20 protein-coding genes are annotated in these 18,503 nt (G+C 59.9%); 10 read left to right on the plus strand and 10 right to left on the minus strand.

What is annotated here, in order from left to right; all coding sequences use genetic code 11:
* The first annotated feature begins 1 nt into the window (after nt 1).
* The 9 genes from KUF73_RS15725 to KUF73_RS15765 are packed head-to-tail and all read left to right on the plus strand — an operon-like array spanning nt 2 to nt 9,637.
* Entirely contained in the window at nt 2-2,320 is a 2,319-nt protein-coding gene (locus KUF73_RS15725; protein WP_218438986.1) for an MMPL family transporter, read from the plus strand.
* Nucleotides 2,317-3,477, plus strand: coding sequence for a sodium:proton antiporter (locus tag KUF73_RS15730; RefSeq protein WP_218438987.1), 1,161 nt, complete (start codon nt 2,317-2,319; stop codon nt 3,475-3,477). Before KUF73_RS15725 ends, KUF73_RS15730 begins: the two co-directional genes overlap by 4 nt.
* Entirely contained in the window at nt 3,464-4,711 is a 1,248-nt protein-coding gene (locus tag KUF73_RS15735; RefSeq protein WP_218438988.1) for an NAD(P)/FAD-dependent oxidoreductase, read from the plus strand. Before KUF73_RS15730 ends, KUF73_RS15735 begins: the two co-directional genes overlap by 14 nt.
* On the plus strand, nt 4,708-5,433 hold the full coding sequence (locus KUF73_RS15740) for a class I SAM-dependent methyltransferase (protein ID WP_218438989.1): 726 nt from the start codon (nt 4,708-4,710) through the stop codon (nt 5,431-5,433). Before KUF73_RS15735 ends, KUF73_RS15740 begins: the two co-directional genes overlap by 4 nt.
* Nucleotides 5,433-6,023, plus strand: a complete 591-nt coding sequence (locus KUF73_RS15745) for a hypothetical protein (protein WP_256345650.1) — start codon at nt 5,433-5,435, stop codon at nt 6,021-6,023. Before KUF73_RS15740 ends, KUF73_RS15745 begins: the two co-directional genes overlap by 1 nt.
* A complete protein-coding gene (locus KUF73_RS15750; protein WP_218438990.1) occupies nt 6,020-7,216 on the plus strand; it encodes a beta-ketoacyl-[acyl-carrier-protein] synthase family protein in 1,197 nt (398 codons plus the stop codon). The genes KUF73_RS15745 and KUF73_RS15750 overlap by 4 nt, the downstream gene beginning before the upstream one ends.
* Nucleotides 7,213-7,686, plus strand: coding sequence for a hotdog family protein (locus tag KUF73_RS15755; protein ID WP_218438991.1), 474 nt, complete (start codon nt 7,213-7,215; stop codon nt 7,684-7,686). Before KUF73_RS15750 ends, KUF73_RS15755 begins: the two co-directional genes overlap by 4 nt.
* Entirely contained in the window at nt 7,683-8,411 is a 729-nt protein-coding gene (gene fabG / locus KUF73_RS15760; RefSeq protein ID WP_218438992.1) for a 3-oxoacyl-ACP reductase FabG, read from the plus strand. Before KUF73_RS15755 ends, fabG begins: the two co-directional genes overlap by 4 nt.
* Nucleotides 8,411-9,637 (plus strand): beta-ketoacyl-ACP synthase, encoded by a 1,227-nt coding sequence (locus KUF73_RS15765; RefSeq protein WP_218438993.1) that lies wholly within the window; start codon nt 8,411-8,413, stop codon nt 9,635-9,637. The genes fabG and KUF73_RS15765 overlap by 1 nt, the downstream gene beginning before the upstream one ends.
* Nucleotides 9,638-9,794: 157 nt before the next feature.
* On the opposite strand, the gene KUF73_RS15770 is transcribed toward KUF73_RS15765, so the two are convergent.
* The 4 genes from KUF73_RS15770 to KUF73_RS15785 form a co-directional block, all read right to left on the minus strand.
* Nucleotides 9,795-10,055, minus strand: a complete 261-nt coding sequence (locus KUF73_RS15770) for a bacteriocin immunity protein (RefSeq protein ID WP_218438994.1) — start codon at nt 10,053-10,055, stop codon at nt 9,795-9,797.
* Between the two features lie 167 nt (nt 10,056-10,222).
* Nucleotides 10,223-10,483 carry a bacteriocin immunity protein gene (locus tag KUF73_RS15775; protein WP_218438995.1) on the minus strand — a complete coding sequence of 87 codons (261 nt, stop codon included), beginning with the start codon at nt 10,481-10,483 and terminating at the stop codon, nt 10,223-10,225.
* Nucleotides 10,480-11,880 (minus strand): S-type pyocin domain-containing protein, encoded by a 1,401-nt coding sequence (locus tag KUF73_RS15780; protein ID WP_218438996.1) that lies wholly within the window; start codon nt 11,878-11,880, stop codon nt 10,480-10,482. The genes KUF73_RS15775 and KUF73_RS15780 overlap by 4 nt, the downstream gene beginning before the upstream one ends.
* Nucleotides 11,881-12,444: 564 nt before the next feature.
* Entirely contained in the window at nt 12,445-13,347 is a 903-nt protein-coding gene (locus tag KUF73_RS15785) for a LysR family transcriptional regulator (RefSeq protein WP_218438997.1), read from the minus strand.
* A 167-nt stretch (nt 13,348-13,514) separates the two neighbouring features.
* Between KUF73_RS15785 and KUF73_RS15790 the strand changes: the two genes are divergently transcribed.
* Nucleotides 13,515-14,747, plus strand: coding sequence for an MFS transporter (locus tag KUF73_RS15790; protein ID WP_371135494.1), 1,233 nt, complete (start codon nt 13,515-13,517; stop codon nt 14,745-14,747).
* On the opposite strand, the gene gspM is transcribed toward KUF73_RS15790, so the two are convergent.
* From gspM to gspH, 6 genes are read right to left on the minus strand one after another with little or no spacing between them, the layout of a single operon-like run.
* A complete protein-coding gene (gene gspM, locus KUF73_RS15795) occupies nt 14,740-15,195 on the minus strand; it encodes a type II secretion system protein GspM (RefSeq protein WP_218438999.1) in 456 nt (151 codons plus the stop codon). The two genes, KUF73_RS15790 and gspM, sit on opposite strands and share 8 nt — an antisense overlap.
* Nucleotides 15,192-16,298, minus strand: a complete 1,107-nt coding sequence (gene gspL / locus KUF73_RS15800) for a type II secretion system protein GspL (protein WP_218439000.1) — start codon at nt 16,296-16,298, stop codon at nt 15,192-15,194. The genes gspM and gspL overlap by 4 nt, the downstream gene beginning before the upstream one ends.
* Nucleotides 16,295-17,125: a general secretion pathway protein GspK gene (locus tag KUF73_RS15805; RefSeq protein WP_218439001.1), complete on the minus strand. Its 831-nt coding sequence runs from the start codon at nt 17,123-17,125 to the stop codon at nt 16,295-16,297. Before KUF73_RS15805 ends, gspL begins: the two co-directional genes overlap by 4 nt.
* Entirely contained in the window at nt 17,122-17,664 is a 543-nt protein-coding gene (locus tag KUF73_RS15810; protein ID WP_218439002.1) for a type II secretion system protein GspJ, read from the minus strand. Before KUF73_RS15810 ends, KUF73_RS15805 begins: the two co-directional genes overlap by 4 nt.
* Nucleotides 17,657-18,040, minus strand: coding sequence for a type II secretion system minor pseudopilin GspI (gene gspI / locus KUF73_RS15815; RefSeq protein WP_218439003.1), 384 nt, complete (start codon nt 18,038-18,040; stop codon nt 17,657-17,659). Before gspI ends, KUF73_RS15810 begins: the two co-directional genes overlap by 8 nt.
* Nucleotides 18,033-18,500, minus strand: a complete 468-nt coding sequence (gene gspH / locus KUF73_RS15820) for a type II secretion system minor pseudopilin GspH (RefSeq protein ID WP_218439004.1) — start codon at nt 18,498-18,500, stop codon at nt 18,033-18,035. Before gspH ends, gspI begins: the two co-directional genes overlap by 8 nt.
* Nucleotides 18,501-18,503: the final 3 nt, after the last annotated feature.

The raw sequence follows: 18,503 nt of genomic DNA on the forward strand, positions 1-18,503 counted from the left end.
CATGTTGCCGAGGCTGTTCCTGATCCTGCTGCTGGCGGTGCTTGCGCTCGCCGGTTGGCAATGGCGTGACGGCGCACCGCTGTCGGCCAACCTGATGGAACTGGTGCCTGGCACTGCACCGGACGCGCTGGAGCTGCGCGCCGAGCAACGCATGCAAGAACCACTGAACCGCGAAATGCTGGTGCTGGTGGGCCATGCCGACCGCCAGCAAGCCATCGCGATGGCGCAAAAACTCGGTGATCAGTGGCAGGCCAGCGGCTTGTTCGAGAAGGTCCAGTGGAACCTGCAAGCCGACTTGCCGGCCCTGCGCACACAACTGCTGCGAGGCCGATTGGCGATGCTCTCGGCGGAAGATCGCCAGCAACTGATCGAGCATCCCGACCTGTTCATCCAGCAACGGGTGCAAGCGCTGTTCGACCCCTTCACCGGTTTCAGCCTGGTGCCAAGCCAGGACGACTGGCTGGGCCTGACCGGGCGCATTCAGAACAGCCAGCCGCAACACGGCTCAGTACAACTGGATATCGGCAGCGGCGCGTTGATTGCCGATGCCGACGGCAAGAGCTGGGTGCTGCTGCGCGCGCGGACCACCGGCAATGCCTTCGACATGAACCTGCCGCTGCAAGTGGCCGACCTGCTCAAGCACAGCCGTGAAGAGGCCGCCGAAGCCGGCGTGCAACTGCTGGCCGCCAGTGGCTTGCTCTATGCAGCCAACGGTCAGCAACAAGCGAGCCGCGAGATGACTTGGGTCGGCGGCGGCGCCACGCTGGGCATTCTGTTGCTGCTGTTACTGGCCTTCCGCCGCTGGCGCGTATTGCTGGCGTTTGTCCCGGTGGTGGTGGGCATGCTGTTTGGCGCGGTGGCCTGTGTCGCGCTGTTCGGCCACATGCACGTCATGACACTGGTGCTCGGTTCGAGCCTGATCGGCGTCGCGGTCGATTACCCGCTGCATTACCTGTCCAAGAGCTGGAGCCTGAAACCCTGGCACAGTTGGCCTGCCCTGCGCCTGACCTTGCCAGGGCTGACGCTGAGCCTGATCACCAGCACCATCGGTTACCTGGCCCTGGCCTGGACGCCATTTCCGGCGCTGACGCAGATCGCCGTGTTCTCTGCCGCCGGTCTGGTAGGTGCGTACTTGTCCGCCGTGTGCCTGTTGCCGGCGCTGCTCAAGGGTGTGGATTTACGCCCGGCGCAGTGGCCGCTGCGACTTTGCGAGTATTTGCTTGAGGTGCGCGACGCGTTGCTTCAGCGCGCACGCACGCCTGTGCTGACTGCACTGCTGATTGCCTTCTGCGTCGGTGGCCTGTTGCAGCTCGGGAGCAAAAACGACATTCGCCAGTGGGTCGGCGCACCGCAGCAATTGACGGACGAAGCCCAGACCATTGCGCGCATCACCGGTTATCAACCCACCAGCCAGTTCTTCCTGGTGCGCGGGGACAATCAACAGCAATTGCTCGAACGCCAGATCGCCCTGAGCGACCGTCTGGATCAACTGGTCAACCTGGACAAACTTCAGGGCTACCTGTCGCTCAATCAATTGGTCAGCCAACCGAGCGAGCAGCGTCAGGTGCGCGAAGCGTTGAACAAACTGCCGCAGTTCTGGCAACCATTGCTCGACGTCGGCGTGCCGGTCGAAGCGCTGCAAGCAGAGCTGGCGACGTTGCAGGCGCTGCCAACGGAAGACATCGACGCGGCGCTGGTCGGCCCTTTGGCAGAACCTTATCGCCCGCTGTGGCTCGGCCAGAACGACGACGGTGTGGCTGCAATGGTCAGCCTGCGAGGCCTGAACAACCCTGGCTTGCTGCGGGTTCAGGCCGAGGATTTGCCGGGCGTCAAATTGGTGGATCGGTTGGGTGAGTTGAACACGGTGTTCGCCGCGACGCAGGTCAGTGCCGCCGAACTGAAACTCGCTTCCTGTGTGTTGATCGTGTTGGTGTTGATCCTGCCATTCGGTCTCAGTGGTGCGCTGCGTATTGTTTCCCTGCCGTTGCTGGCCGCCCTGTGCAGCCTGGCCAGCCTCGGCTGGCTGGGGCAGCCATTGACCCTGTTCAGCCTGTTCGGCCTGCTGCTGGTGACGGCGATCAGCGTCGATTACGCGATCCTCATGCGTGAACAGGTCGGCGGTGCCGCCGTGAGCCTGCTGGGCACCTTACTGGCGGCGTTGACCACCTGGCTGTCGTTCGGCTTGCTGGCGGTTTCAAGCACGCCGGCAGTGAGCAACTTCGGGCTGTCGGTGAGCCTCGGCCTGGCCTTCAGTTTCATGCTGGCACCCTGGGCCGGAAAACATCCGCACGCCGTTGCAATCGCGGAGCCGGCAGCATGATGGTCGTGCTGTTTTGGGTAATGGCCCTGGCGCTGTTCGCCGTGGCGACCGGCGTCGGTCGCCATTTAGGCTTGATTCCGATTGTCAGCCAATTGCTGCTGGCCACCGTCGGCCTGCCGTTGCTGATGTATTTCTGGGTTGAACCCCATTGGCAATTGAGTGGTGCGGCGCTGGTGTCTGCGGATTGGCTGAAAAACCTCTACAGCCTGAGCTTCGCGCTGCTGCTGGGCTACATTCTCAGCGATGTGATCGACCTGCAACTGGACCGCCAGAGCCTGAAAATCGCCCTGCCAAGTTTTTGCATTCCGTTTTCCTGCGGTCTGGCCACGGCGATCTGGCTATTGCCACCACAGCCGTGGCTGAGTTCGCTGGCGGTCGGTTTGCTGTTTGCCATCACCGCCATTCCAGTGTTGTACCTGTACCTGCGCCACATCGACTACCCGCCCGCCGCTACCCGACGACTGGTGCAAACCGCGATCCTTATCGACCTCGCCTGCTGGACCCTGTTCGCCCTCGCCCAAGGCACCCTGCACCTGAGCAGCCTGTTGCTGCCTTTGGCCGGCGCTTGCCTGCCCGTCCTGCTGCGGCTGCTCGGCCTGCGTCAACGTTGGCTCTACAGCGTGAGTTTTTTTGTCCTGCTGATGGTCGCCGAGCACTACAAGCTCAACGCACTGATTTTCGGCATCGGTTATGTACTGATCATGGCCGCACTGAAGGCACCGCTGGTGTTGCCGCTGCCGGCAATCTGGATGAGTCGCTTGCAGACGTACCTCGCCATCCCGCTGATCCTTACGTTCGGCATCGTGCAGATCAATGTGCACAGTGCAATGGACAGCCTGGGTTGGCTGCAAATGGCGGCACTGCTGCTGTTGCCGATTGCCAGCAAGTTGCTGGGCAACTGGCTCGGCCTCGGTTGGGCCGGCGCTTCGTTCAAAGGCGCCAGCCGCTGGCGCGAAAGTGTATTGCTGAACATTCGCGGCTTGAGCGAGATCGTCTTTCTCAACCTGCTGCTGCAACAACAGCTCATCAGCCCGGCGCTGTACTTTGCGCTGATGCTGATGGGTCTGATCGCAACACTGCTGCCGGCACTGGCCGGCATGCACCGGATCCCCTTGAAAGCTGCCGCCCCGGCAAGGAGCCCCCATGCCAATCATTGAGATGGAAAATCGCCAGGTCGTGGTCATCGGTGCCGGCCCTTCGGGTGCAATCGCCGCCGCGCTGCTCAAGCGCCAGGGCCACGACGTACTGGTGATCGAGCGTCAGCATTTCCCAAGGTTTTCCATCGGCGAAAGCCTGTTGGCGCACTGCCTGGATTTCGTCGAAGAAGCGGGCATGCTTGATGCGGTCAACGCCGCCGGATTCCAGGTGAAAACCGGCGCAGCGTTTGCCTGGGGCGAACGCTACAGCGCCTTCGATTTCGGTGACACCTTCAGCCACGGCAAGCCAACGACCTTTCAGGTTCAACGTGCCGATTTCGACAAGCTGCTGGCCGATCAGGCGGCGCTGCAAGGCGTAGAAATTCGCTATGGCGAAACCATCGTCAGCGTCGACGTCGAATGGCCGAAACCGCAGCTCGGCGTACGTCGCGAGGACGGCAGCGAGTACCGCATCGAGGCTGATTTCATGCTCGACGCCAGCGGTTATGGTCGCGTCCTGCCGCGTTTGCTCGACCTCGAAGCACCGTCGAATTTTCCGGTGCGCCAAGCCGTATTCACTCACGTCGAAGACTGCATCGACAGTCCAACCTTCGACCGCAGCAAAATCCTCGTCACCACGCACCCGACGAAGCGCGATGTGTGGTTCTGGACCATCCCGTTCAGCAACGGCCGATGCTCGGTAGGCGTGGTCGCGGCGGCGGAACATTTTGATGGCCGCACTGACAATCTGGACGATTGCCTGCGCGGCTTCATCGCCGAAACGCCAAGCCTTTCCGGCGTGCTGAACAACGCGGTATGGGACACGCCTGCCCGAACCATCGGTGGCTATTCGGCGAACGTCAAAACACTGCACGGGCCGGGTTTTGCACTGCTGGGCAACGCGGCGGAATTCCTCGACCCGGTGTTCTCTTCCGGCGTGACTATTGCCATGCGTTCGGCAAGCATGGCGGCCGCAGTTCTGCACCGCCAACTGCAAGGCGAAGCCGTCGACTGGCAAAAGGAATTTGCCGAACCGCTCAAGCGCGGCGTTGATACGTTCCGTTGCTATGTCGAAGGCTGGTACGCCGGAACCTTCCAGGACGTGATTTACCATGAGGGCAGCTCAGCGGAAATCCGCCGCATGATCAGCTCGATCCTGGCCGGCTATGCCTGGGACGAACGCAACCCGTTCGTCAGCGAAGCCAAGCGCCGGCTGAAAGTGATTTCCGAATTCTGCGCAAAGGATGCGACATGAGCTACTTGAGCGACAACTACGTCGAAGAAACCCGTTTTGGCCTGTGGTTCCTGCGCAGTCACACCTGGCAATACCGGGTATTGCGCGTTGCGATCAACGATCTGCGCAACCTGTTCAGCGAAGCACCGCCAAGCAATCCGGTGCTGTTGGATGCCGGCTGCGGTCAGGGCAAATCATTCAAGTATCTGCGCGAAGCTTTCATGCCCGAACGTCTGATAGGCGTGGACGCTGACCCCCACAGCCTGAACCAGAGCCGTGAAGAAGCAGTCAATCAAGGTATGACGGTGGAGTTGATAGGCAGCGACTGCGCGACCCTCGCCGTACCGGATGCCAGCGTCGATCTGCTGTTCTGTCACCAGACCTTTCATCATCTGGTGGAGCAGGAACAGGCACTGGCCGAGTTCTATCGCGTGCTCAAGCCCGGCGGTTACTTGCTGTTTGCGGAATCAACCGAGGCTTACATTGATACCTGGGTGATTCGCTGGCTGTTTCGCCACCCGATGCAGGTACAAAAAAGTGCCGCGCAGTATCTGCAAATGATCCGTGGCCAGGGTTTCGAATTCGGTGCGCAAAACGTGTCGTATCCGTACCTGTGGTGGAGTCGCGCCAAGGACTTTGGCCTGCTGGAAGTCTTGGGACTGTGCAGGCCAAAACCTTTCGGCCAGCGGGAAGAAACCCTGGTCAATGTGGTGGCACGTAAACCGCTGGAAGGTGCTGCGTGATGTTTAGTGTAGGAGCGAGCTTGCTCGCGAAAAACGTCTGGACAACGCGTTTATTCAGACCGCCCGCGTTATCGCTGGCGTCCATCGCGAGCAAGCTCGCTCCTACAGGGCGTACTGCGCTGCTGCTGGGTTGCATCCTGTTGCTGAGCGCCTGCGCTAGCCAGGCACCGCTGCCCAAGCAAACCTCAGGCCTGTCGTTGCCACTGCAATTGCACATCCAGCGCCTGCAAGCCGACCAACGTCAGGACTGGGTGCTGGTGATCCAGCGTGAAGGCCCGGGTATTCGCTGGTCGATGATGGACTTGTTGGGCATTCCCCAGGCACGCCAGAAACTGGTCGATGGCGCATGGCATGCCGATGGCCTGCTGCCGCCCAACCCGGAAGCCCGGGAGCTGTTCGCGGCGCTGCTGTTTGCGTTGACGCCCAAGGACGAACTGCACAGCAACTATCCCGATGCCTGGCAGCATGGCGCGCAACGCTCCCTGCCTGAGCGCTGGGACGTTCGTTATTCACAACCGATGAGCTTTGTATTGAACCTGCCCAAAGGCCCGAAATATCAAGTCACGCCCCTGAGCGGGGAGGCACCATGACCGCCTACCTGAATGCTCTCGGAGTCATCTGTTCCTTGGGCCGTGACAAGGACGAAGTCGCGCGCAACCTGTTTGCCGGCGATTGCGCGGGGATGCGCAACGAAGCCGGTTGGGTGCCGGAGCGATCGTTGCCGGTGGGTGCGGTGCGTGGCGAACTGGCGGCAATTCCAGCCGAACTGCCCCGGCAACACAGCCGAAACAATCAATTGTTGCTGGAAGCCGCCCTGCAAATTCGTCAGGACATCGATCAAGCCATTCAGACCTATGGCCGCGAGCGCATCGGTGTCGTTCTGGGCACCAGCACGTCGGGCATCGACGAAGCCAGCCAGGGCCTGGCCCATTTCATCCGCGAACAGCAGTTCCCTCCGGAATACGACTATCAGCAACAGGAGCTCGGCGCACCGGCGAATTTTCTTGCCGAGTGGCTGCAATTGCGTGGGCCGGCCTATGTGATTTCCACGGCCTGCACTTCCAGCGCCCGCGCACTGATGAGCGCCCAACGCCTGCTCGATCTTGGCGTGTGCGACGTGGTGCTGTGCGGCGGTGTCGATACCCTGTGCAAACTGACCCTCAATGGCTTTTCGGCGCTGGAAGCGGTGTCCGCGCAGCGCTGCAACCCATTTTCGCTGAACCGTAACGGCATCAACATCGGCGAAGCAGCCGTGCTGTTCCTGATGAGCAAACAGCCCGGCGACAGCCCGTCGATTGCCTTGCTCGGCAGCGGTGCCAGCTCCGATGCGCACCATATTTCTGCACCGGAACCCTCCGGCCGTGGTGCCCAACAGGCAATGCGCAAAGCATTGAATCGCGCCGGACTGCAACCGCAACAAATCGGTTACCTGAACCTGCACGGCACCGCCACTCAACACAACGACGCCATGGAAAGCCAGGCCGTCGCGGCGGTGTTCCCTGACGGAGTGCCGTGTTCTTCCACCAAACCCATGACTGGCCACACTCTCGGTGCGGCTGGCGCGCTGGAAGCGGCGTTCTGCTGGTTGAGCCTGAGCACGGGCAACCGCGAGCACGCCCTGCCGCCGCATGTCTGGGATGGCCAACCGGACCCCGAACTTCCTGCGCTGAATTGGGTGACCCCGGCCACTCGCCTGGCGTCCACACATCCCCGCTACCTGATGAGCAACTCCTTCGCTTTCGGTGGTAACAACGTCAGCCTGATTATCGGAGACGCCCCATGATTGACTGGCCGCTCGCCGAACTGCTGCCGCACGCTGGCGACATGATCCTCATCGATGAGATCCTGGCGTTTGATGACGAGCAGATTTATACCCGTCTCACGGTCAAATCAGCCGGGCTGTTCAACCGTGCCGACGGCAGCCTGCCGGCCTGGGTCGGCATTGAACTGATGGCGCAAAGCGTGGCCGCCTACGCCGGCTGTCGGGCGCGTCAGCGTGGCGATGCGGTGGAACTCGGCTTCCTGCTCGGCAGCCGCAAATTCGAATGCAACGTCGAGCATTTTCCGGCCGGCACCGAGCTGACCATCCACGGCCTCCGCTCGCTGGAAGACGATAACGGCATGGGCGTGTTCGAATGCCACATCAACGCCCCTGGCATTCACGCCACCGCCCGTCTGAACGTGTACCGTCCGCCGCAGGCAGCTCAATATCTTTCTGAACCCGAAGGTTCTTCACAAGGAACGCAGCCATGACTGAATCCGTACTGGTCACCGGTTCCAGCCGTGGTATCGGCCGCGCCATCGCCCTGCGCCTGGCGCAGGCCGGGCATGACATCGTGCTGCATTGCCGCAGCGGCCTGGCAGACGCGCAAGCGGTGCAGGCTGAAATAGAAGCCTTGGGCCGCAACGCGCGAATCCTGCAATTCGACGTGTCCGACCGCGCCAGCTGCAAAGAAATTCTTGAAGCCGACGTGGACACCCACGGCGCCTACTACGGCGTGGTACTCAACGCCGGCCTGACGCGTGACGGTGCTTTTCCAGCGTTGAGCGAGGATGATTGGGATGTGGTGATGCGCACCAACCTCGATGGTTTCTACAACGTGCTGCACCCGGTGATGATGCCTATGATCCGTCGTCGCGCCTCCGGGCGGATTGTCTGCATCACCTCGGTGTCCGGCTTGATTGGCAACCGTGGCCAGGTCAACTACAGCGCCTCGAAGGCCGGTCTGATCGGTGCGGCGAAGGCGCTGGCGATTGAATTGGGTAAACGCAAAATCACCGTCAACTGTGTCGCGCCCGGCCTGATCGACACGGCGATGCTTGATGAAAACGTGCCGGTGGAAGAGCTGATGAAAATGATTCCTGCACAACGCATGGGCACCCCGGAAGAGGTGGCCAGCGCGGTGAATTTCCTGATGTCGGCGGAAGCCTCGTACATCACCCGGCAGGTTCTGGCCGTCAATGGAGGCCTGTGCTGATGAAGCGCGTTGTCGTCACCGGCATGGCCGGCATCACGTCCCTTGGCAGCGATTGGGAGACCATCGCCGGCAACTTCGCGGCCAACCGCAGTGGCATTCGCCGCATGGACGAGTGGGATCGCTTTACCGAACTCAACACCCGACTGGCTGGCCCCATCGATGATTTCAAGGTGCCGAGCCACTGGACCCGCAAGCAACTGCGCAGCATGGGCCGGGTATCACGCTTGGCGGTCGGCGCGGCGGAACAAGCACTGACCGATGCCGGGTTGCTGGGCGACTCGTCGATCAAGGACGGGCGCATGGGCGTCGCGTGCGGCTCATCCACGGGTAGCACCGACGAGATCAAGGCATTCGGCAACATGCTGCTCAACTCGGTGGCGGAGGGCCTGAACGCCAACTCCTACGTGCGCATGATGCCGCACACCACGGCGGCGAATATCAGCATTTTCTTCGGCCTCACCGGCCGGCTGATTCCGACCTCCAGCGCCTGCACCAGCGGCAGCCAGGGCATCGGCTATGCCTATGAAGCAATCAAGTTCGGGCGTCTGCCGTTGATGCTCGCCGGTGGTGCCGAAGAACTGTGCCCGACCGAAGCCATGGTCTTCGACGCCCTCTACGCCACCAGTCTGAAAAACGACGCCCCGCAATCCAGCCCACGCCCTTACGACAAGGGCCGTGACGGGCTGGTGATCGGTGAAGGCGGCGGCATGCTGGTGCTTGAAGAACTGGAGCACGCCCTGGCCCGTGGCGCGCACATCCATGCCGAAATTGTCGGCTTCGGCAGCAACGCCGACGGCCAGCACACCACCCGTCCGGAACAAGTCACCATGCGCAGGGCCATGGAACTGGCGCTCGAAGACGCCGGGCTCAAGCCTTCGGACATCGGCTACGTCAACGGTCACGGCACCGCGACCGAACAAGGCGACATTGCCGAAACCATCGCGACCAGCAGCCTGTTCGGCGAACACATGCCAATCAGTTCGCAAAAAAGCTTCCTCGGCCACACCCTCGGTGCCTGCGGCGCACTGGAATCCTGGTTCAGCATCGAAATGATGAACCGCGACCTCTACGCCCACACCTTCAACCTCGACGAGGTCGACCCGCATTGCGGCAAGCTGGACTACCTGCGCGGCGAGTTCCGGCAGATGAGTAATCAGTATGTGATGAACAATAACTTTGCGTTTGGCGGGGTAAATACTTCGCTGATTTTCAAGCGCTGGTCGTAAAAGCAAAATCAAAAGATCGCAGCCTTCGGCAGCTCCTACACTGATCCATGTAGGAGCTGCCGCAGGCTGCGATCTTTTCATTTCCTCAGCAAAAAATGACACAACCGGAAAACGGGATTTCGCAGGCGCGAAACTGGGATCCTCTCTGAACGGTCGCTCAGAAACGAGGTTTAAAGCCAGGCAGGCCGTTGGCCAAGCACCAAGCCTGAATTATTTGCACGACGCCTTTTGCTGAGCTGTCAGAACCATTCTCAGGGTAATAGATCAGATCAGAACCACCTGCACCCGCAGCAAGGCTGTTCAGGTGTTCTACCAATCCAGCCTGATAATCCTCTGTCCCTTCACAGTCTTTTATAGATTGAATCAATGCTTTGAACTGGTCTTCGGTGTAATCAGAAAGTGCGCCCTTAAGCTTCATCACTGAGTCTCCATATGAGTCAAACCTGCGTCACGCCTTAACCAACATCTGGGACCACCTCCGACGCACCACGGACATTTGGCGTGATAGTCACCGGTGAGAAACATTGGATCAGAAGTACAATGCTGTTCAGTTAAGCACTAACAATTAACTGAGCAGCATTGCGATTAAAACCGCGGTTTAAAACCTTGTAGACCGTTAGCTTCGCGCCATTTCTTCACAGTTTCAGTGATGCCTTCATTTGAATTATCCGCTCCGTGCTCAGGGTAGTAGATCAGGTCACTGCCATCAGGGTGGCCTGTGAGCTGCCTGAATTGTTCTAGAAGTTCACCTAGAACTTCGTCTGACGCGCTTTTGTTTGCCGCACGTATTTTTTGTATGAAGCGAATAAACTCAGCTTCGGTGTAATCAGAGATACTTTTTTTCATAGATCCACTTTTCGGTGATTGGCTATGTGGTTTCTAGGAGTATTGGCCCTTAGATTATCCACGTCATACACGGCTCCGCCGTCAGCAATACGCTCAACGTGGTGCAACTCGAAGGTACTTCTTTTCCCTACGGTATCTTTATCGCGAGCAGTTGGTGCATAGCCTGACTTTATACGGTCTAAATTGTCTTCATTAAATTGGCGACTCAGCTCAGGGTCGTCTGCTACTGCTTTCCAAAACGCCTTCCTAAACGCATCGAAACTAGAAAACTCACGACCTCTGAGTTGGTCGGCAATCCGTGTTGGAACTGGGGAACCCTCTCCGACACCTGCCCCGGCCAACCAAATCCCCATCACATCTTGCCCAACACCCGTAACCACACCCGGCGCACCGCGCACGTTGAGCGAGATATAGACCGGCAGGATTTGCGGCTGGCCCGGGAACCAGATAATGGCATCCCGGAAGTCCGCCGGGTTTGCCGGATGCTCATAACGTTGCTCGGCCTGTTCGGCTACGGGAAAGACGAACGCGGCAGGTAATTGCGGGGCACCTTCCAGCGCTGGAATGCCCAGCAACCTGCTGGTATCGACGGAGGGTGTCCAGATCAACTCTACGCCGTCGCCCAGATCCGCGACGAGTTGATCACCGCGCGCGGTTGCGGCAATCACCGGGACACTTCGCCACGCGGAGTTGTTACCGGTGTACACCCCGAACGCACTGACCGATTCCCCGGGCAGGTGTTTGACGTTGACTCGTACACCGATGTTAGCCATGGTCAGATTGGCGAATTCTTCGGTGCTGTAAAACGCGGTGTCAGACGCAAAGGCATTGGGCCAGAGCATGGCGACGGTGCCAGCCATGCCACCTGCGACAACGCCTGTGGTGATAGCAATATCGGCCAATCCCAGCGACATGGAGCCGCCAAGTCGCCCCGCCAAGGTCAATGCGGTGGCTGAGCCGCCAATCAATTGGAGCGGTGTACCCGCCGAGGTGATGGCCTCACGGGTGCTGAGCACTGCGTAGGTGCCGTAATTGTCCAGGCTCTCAAAAGGAGCAGTACCGTTCGGATGGCAGACCTGCCCCATAGCCACGCTGGTGGATTTGGCGAATGTGCAGTCCTGACTGTGAGGTAATTTCAGTTGCTCGGCTTTTTCACGTTCGTCACAGGGGCGAAGGAATTCATCTTGTCGAGCACGCTCGGCTTTTTGAAGCGCTTCGTATCGACGTGTAACTTCCTTTTGTTCCCGCTCACGTGCTAAGGCAGTTTTTACTTTGGTGGGCCTGGATGGTTCCATTTCGCGTGGTAAAACACGAATGACATAGGGCCATGTTTTAGACCGTATCAAGCCTCGGCGCTTGAGCGATTCATCACTTTCCTCAGACAACTTCTGGGACATTATCGGCACTCCATCCAAGTCAAATCCATTTGTGAGGGCCGAAAAGTAGTTGCAGAAAGTCAGTGTTCAAGCACTGGTTGATAACGATTTTTATTGAGTGAGTCAGATAGCCGCAAAGTGAAGCGATGCTGGGCCGCGCCTGTAAAACTGTTCATCGCTGGGGTGATCTTTGAACCACAGGGTCATGGCAGGAGACCTGTCTATCAGATAATCCCTGAAGCCTATCAGCCATAGACCCGCTCAGATCACGCAGGCCAAAAATCAGAAATTGTTGGCAGACGAGATGTTCCGAGTGCGAGGAAATTGCTTTGAGGTAGGTAGGAAATATCCTCAAACGCCAATTTCATTGTCGGAAGCGCTTGGTTATTCACATCAAAAACTCCACCTGTAATCGCCCACCGAATGGCATTTACAGCATCCGTCTGTCCTCGCAGGTCAAGTCGCTATTGAGGGCGCTTTGGCGAGCAAGCTCGCTCCCACAGTAGATCGGTGGCGGGACACAAATCTTGTGCACATCGCCGGTCCCTGTGGGAGCGAGCCTGCTCGCGATTGACTGCGCAGCAGTCACGCTTTCAGCGGCTCCACCTTACGCGTCAGCAACTCCACAAAGGCCTTGGCCATCGCCGACTTTTGGTCCTTGCGCTGTACCAGCCAAACCGCCGACACCGCCGCCGAATCGAGCAATGGCCGATACACCACACCATCAATACGCATCCGCTGATACGACGCCGGCAACACCGACACCCCAAGCCCCGCAGCCACCAGACCAATGATGGTCATCGCCTCGCCGGCTTCCTGGGCGAAGTGCGGGCTGAAGCCGGCGTCCCGGGCCAGGCTGAGCAATTGCGCGTACAAGCCACTGCCATAGCTGCGCGGGAAAAATACGAAAGGTTCGAGCGCCAGCGCCGACAGGAACAAGCCCTCTTCGCTGTCATTGACCAGCGGGTGTTTGGAACTGAGCACCGCCACCAATGGCTCGCGCATCAGCTCCACGACGCTGAGGGAATCAGGCAGGCCTAACGGTCGCATGATCCCGACCTCGATCGATTCGTCCACCAGCGCATCGGCCACCTGGGTACTGCTCATTTCCCGCAGGTTCAAGTGCACCGCCGGAAAGCGCTGTCGGAACGAAAAAATCGCCTGGGGAATCGTCGAGTTGAACGGCGCCGATGACGTGAAGCCGATTTTCAATTCTCCCAACTCGCCCAACTGCGCCCGTCGCGCGACATCCGCCGCTTTGTCGACCTGCGCCAGCACCAGCCGCGCCTCTTCAAGGAACAGCCGACCGGCCTCGCTCAGCTCGACCCGACGATTGGTACGCTCGAATAACCGCGCGCCGACCTCTTGTTCCAGTGCCTGAATCTGCTGGCTCAGCGGTGGCTGCGAGATGCCCAGCACCTGTGCGGCGCGGCCAAAATGCAGTTCTTCGGCGACAGCGATGAAGTAGCGCAGATGACGCAATTCCATGGGATTTCCATTAGGTCGTAAAAGCTATCAAACAGGTCGAACAATATATTGGATTGAATCATTAGCCAGCTATATGATTTTTCCATTGCCTGCCCGGCTGCGCCCCTTCGAGGTCCAACGTGAAAACTGCTGTTGCTCCACTTGCCCATGAAGTTCCGCCCTCAGCACTGGACGATGTCGCCATTGAACTGAAGGAAATCTTTATCGAAAAAGGCACGCCGGCGTTCATGCGCACGGTACTGGCGCTGTTCTGCGGCGGCTTCGCGACCTTCGCCCTGCTGTATTGCGTGCAGCCGATGATGCCGCTGTTGTCCCACGAGTATTCCATCAATGCTGCGCAGAGCAGCCTCATCCTCTCGGTGGCCACCGGCATGCTCGCCATCGGCCTGCTGATCACCGGCCCCATCTCCGACCGCGTCGGGCGTAAACCAGTGATGGTCGCCGCATTGTTCGCCGCGGCGCTGTGCACCATGGCCAGCGCGATGATGCCGAGCTGGCATGGCGTGTTGGCGATGCGCGCGCTGATCGGCTTGTCGTTGAGCGGCCTGGCGGCGGTGGCCATGACCTATCTGAGCGAGGAAATTCACCCGCAGCACATCGGTTTGGCGATGGGCCTCTACATCGGCGGCAACGCCATCGGCGGCATGTGCGGGCGATTGATTACCGGGGTGTTGATCGACTTTGTGAGCTGGCATACGGCGATGCTGGTGATCGGCGGGCTGGCGCTGATTGCGGCGGCGGTGTTCTGGAAGATCCTCCCGGAATCACGCAACTTTCGCGCCCGTTCGCTACACCCGCGCAGCCTGCTCGACGGCTTCACCATGCACTTTCGCGATGCCGGGCTGCCGCTGCTGTTTCTCGAAGCCTTTGTGCTGATGGGCGCATTTGTCACCCTGTTCAACTACATCGGTTATCGTCTGTTGGCCGAGCCGTACCACATGGAACAGGCCTTCGTCGGGCTGCTGTCGGTGGTGTACCTCTCGGGCATCTACAGTTCGGCGAAAATCGGCTCCCTGGCCGACAAACTGGGCCGGCGCAAAGTGCTCTGGAGCACCATCGTGCTGATGATCGCCGGCCTCGCCCTGACCCTGTTCACGCCGCTGCCGCTGGTGATCGTCGGCATGCTGATTTTCACCTTCGGCTTCTTCGGCGCGCATTCGGTGGCCAGCAGCTGGATCGGCCGCCGCGCCACCAAGGCCAAAGGGCAAGCGTCTTCGTTGTATCTGTTCAGCTACTACGCCGGATCGAGCATTGCCGGTACGGCGGGTGGCGTGTTCTGGCACTTGGGCGGCTGGAACGGGATTGGCTTGTTCATCGGCGGGTTGCTGGTGGTCGCGCTGGTGGTCGCGCTGAAACTGGCGAAGTTGCCGCCGTTACCGGGAAGCGGCACAACTACCTAAGCACCACCCGCGCCTCCAGCACGGTGTCGCGTTTTTCCAGGGTCAGCGATTGCAGCGCAACGCCGTCGCGCTCGATGTGGTCCAGCCATGACAGCAACACCTTGGCCTCACCACTGAGGGTCAGGCGCAGCAGATCGTTGTCGCTGTCCATCTGCTGCAATTCAAGCCCCGCTGCGGTGACGCTTTCGCTGATGCGCAGCGACAACGGCTGAGTGACAGGCGCGGGGATATGGCTGCGAGGCAGCGCCTGTTGCAACTGTGCGACCAGTGCCAATTGCTGGTGATGCTGACGCTCGGCGATCGCCATGCGTTGTTGTGTCGGTTGCCAAATCAGACTGAACGCCGTAACGCCCAGGACAAAAATACTCAGCGCCAACACTAGCCGTTGTTCGCGAAGAGACAAGCGTTGCCACATCGCTGCCGCTGTCTTCAATCTCGTTTGCTTCATAAGTCTTGTTCCATCGTCAGAGTCGCTTGCACCCGGTTGCGGTCCTTGCTGGCGCTCTCGAGTCGCACCGGCAGACCTTGTTGTCGCCCACGTTCGCGCAACAGTTCCAGCTCGGCAAAGCTGTTGGCCGTCAGCTGGATTTTCCAGCCGTCGCCTTCGCGAAATTCGATGCGCTGGACGTCGACATTGCTGGCACCAATGACTTGCTCGACCAGATTGACCAGCCCGGCGACACGGCTGCCTTGCGTCTGCGCGCCTTGGCCTTGCAGCGCTTTGAGCTGAGCCGATAAATCAACGATGCGGGTCTGCTCCGGATACAGCGTCTTGAATCGCTGCTCGCTCTGGCTGTAAAGCTGATGGCTTTCGCTTAGCAGGAAGCGGATGCGTGCCTCACTGGCGCCCCAGTTCAACAGCATCAACATCAATATTGCCCACCCGCCGAGACGCCAGGACAGACGCTTGCGGCGGGCGGCGAAATCACCGTGCAGCAGATTGATCGCCTGGCGGTTTTCCAACGTCAGCCATTGATCGATAGCGGCAATGTCCGCTCGTTCGTCGCGCCATTGAATGTCCGAAGGCAGGCCCGATCCGAGTAGCGCCAATCCATCCTCTGACAGCGTCAACCGGGCCGGCAGCCCGCCACCTAACATCCAGCGACCAAACCACCAGACACCGAGCGCCCGCTCCTGCGGCAACTGATCAGCGTCGACGAATACAGAACGCGCTTCAATTCCCGCTTCGACCAGCAGCGCGAGCACGGCAGCAAAGCGCTCCCGGTCCACCACCATCACCGGATAGCGCCCTTGCGGGTCGCGCGCGCCAACGCTCAGGTGCAGCTTTTCCAGCGCTTCGCACAGCTGCTCTTCAACGGCGAACCCGATGGCTTGTGCATCGGGCCGACGCTTGGAGGGCCACGGTTCAGTGCGCAGCCAACTGCAAAATTCCATGGGCAAAAGCACATCGATCGCCTGTCCATTCAACGCTTGCGCCACTTCGCTCACGGGCATGAACTGTCGTTGACCGGTCGACGACCACACACAGCAAGGCCAGTCGGGCGACGGTGCGGACAGACCTTCTGCCGTCAGGTAGAGCCAGGTTTTCATTGGGTTATCTCAGAGGAATGTGACGGCAGTAAGCGTCGTTGCAGGACCTTCAGTTGATGAGTTTTGGCGTCGCGTTCGACATCGGTGGCCAGGCGTAAACGACGTTGCCCCTGGGTCACCTGAACCGTGATCCGATACCAGCGACTATCGATGCCCAAACCGTGACTGCTCACACCTGCACCGGCGAGCAGCGGGTCCTGGGTAAAGGCCTGAACGCTCGCCCATGGGGACGAGGAACGCTGGCGCAGCAGTGCGTCTGCGGTTGTCGCTTCAATGCCGTCGAGCGTGCGCAGCACCAACGCTGGAGCTGTGTTGATGTTCAGCGCGGCGTCTTTGGGCAACAGGGCGACCCAGGGTTCCAGTTGGCGCAGTAGCGGACCGTCGACACCCGGCAGCAGGCGCAGCTGACTGAGTTCTCGCAACGCACCTACTTGATCCAATTGCAGTGCAGGCCGATCAAGCAGCTCCAGCAAACGCGCCCAACGGTTAAGCGTGACCTGATCGATCTGCCCCTGAATCAACACGGCATTGAGATTGAAGCGTCCGGCCAGGTCTTCGATGTCGACCAGGATCCGCGCCTCTTCGATGTCGAAAGAACGAGTTTGATCAGGCACCAGCGCGCTGTTTTGTTGCTGAGTTTGCAGCAGCGACAACGCCCAGGTTTCCCCAGCCATACCAAGTTGTCGCAGATGCATCTGCTGCAGTTGTAGCGAGCTGCTTTGCAGCAACAGATGATGGCTGCGCAGCATTGCGCCGATGATCAACAACGCCAGGCTCATCACCAGCAAGACGCTGATCAACGCCATGCCACGTTGGCGCCACTTCATGGCAACGCTCCCGGCAACAGCAACACTCGACGGATCGCCTCGACACGCCCCGTCGACACCCGCATTTCCACCGCCAGCGGTGCCTTCACGTTTAGCCCGGTCGGCCAATCGCCGCGCCAACCGGTCTGATCGTCGAACAGGCGCCAACTCAAGTGCCGCACATCGTCGAGCAGTTTTTGCCGCTGCACGATCTGCGTGCCCTCGCCACGGCTGTCGCGCCACAGCGCGCCGTTGTCGAGACGATAGGTCAGCGCCTGTCGTTCACTGCGCGGCTGGTCCAGCGGATTGCGCCAGTTACCACGCTGCCATTGCAGTTGCGTCTGCTCAAGCGAGAGGGGTTGTTCGGTGATGTGCAGCAAGTCGCGCTCGATCATGGCCATGGCGCGTTGCAGGCTTCGCCACTCTTGCGCGTGAGCGCTCACGCCCCGCTGCACGCGCACCACGCCATCGAACAGGGTCCAACTGGCCAGCCCGAGCAACGCGAAGATCGCAATGGCAATCACCAATTCCAGCAAGGTGAACCCGGCCTGTTTATTCATGAGGGCCGGGTATCCAGCCACTGGCGCGGTGCACGGTTTGGTCGCGACCGGCTAGGCTGACCTCAATCTCGACCGCCAGTAGACGAGGGTCGCTGGCGACACGGATGTTTTGACGCACGACCCAGTCGCGCCTATCCATCGGCACAACAGTTTGTTGCTGCCCAATGGCGGGTGCGGACTGAAGACGCAACTCGTTCAAATGGTTGTCCGCCACCCACGCGGCAAGTTGGCGTTCCTCGATGGCGCGCGTCTGTTTCACAACGTATTGGCTCGCGGACAATACGGCCGTCGCAAGCGTCGCGAATACCGCCAGCGCCACCATGATTTCCAGCAGAGTGAAGCCGCCCATGCGCGACTTGAGCGACGGCTTAGCCATCGATCACCACCTCGCCGAGACCATCGCTGGACAGGCTCAGCCAGACCCGGTCTTTGCTCTCGAACGTAAGCGTGAAGCTGCTGGTTTCATCACTGCTGAGCATCAACAGTTGCGGCGAGCCTTCGTCAGCGCCCAGGCTCACGACATACCCGCCGTGTTGCAGTCGCGGGCGCAGGTTATCCGGCCATCGATAAAAACTCGCCACCGGTTCCCAGCCCCGTACTGCAAGCCGCATTGCCCGATAGCCATCGACACTCATCCGCACGCCGTATTCCTGACCTTCAAGCACCGCCCGCTCGCGCAGTTGGTGAATCACGCCTGCGAGGTTGTTCGCTTCCTGCCTGGCCTGACGCGCCGGATTCACGCCCGTGGCAAAACTCACCATGCCCACCAATACGCCGATCAGCACGATCACGATCATCAATTCCAGCAAGGTGAACCCTCGACAGCGGTGCCGCATGGA

The organism is Pseudomonas sp. PD9R (assembly GCF_019200975.1).
In the GTDB taxonomy this organism is placed as follows: domain Bacteria; phylum Pseudomonadota; class Gammaproteobacteria; order Pseudomonadales; family Pseudomonadaceae; genus Aquipseudomonas.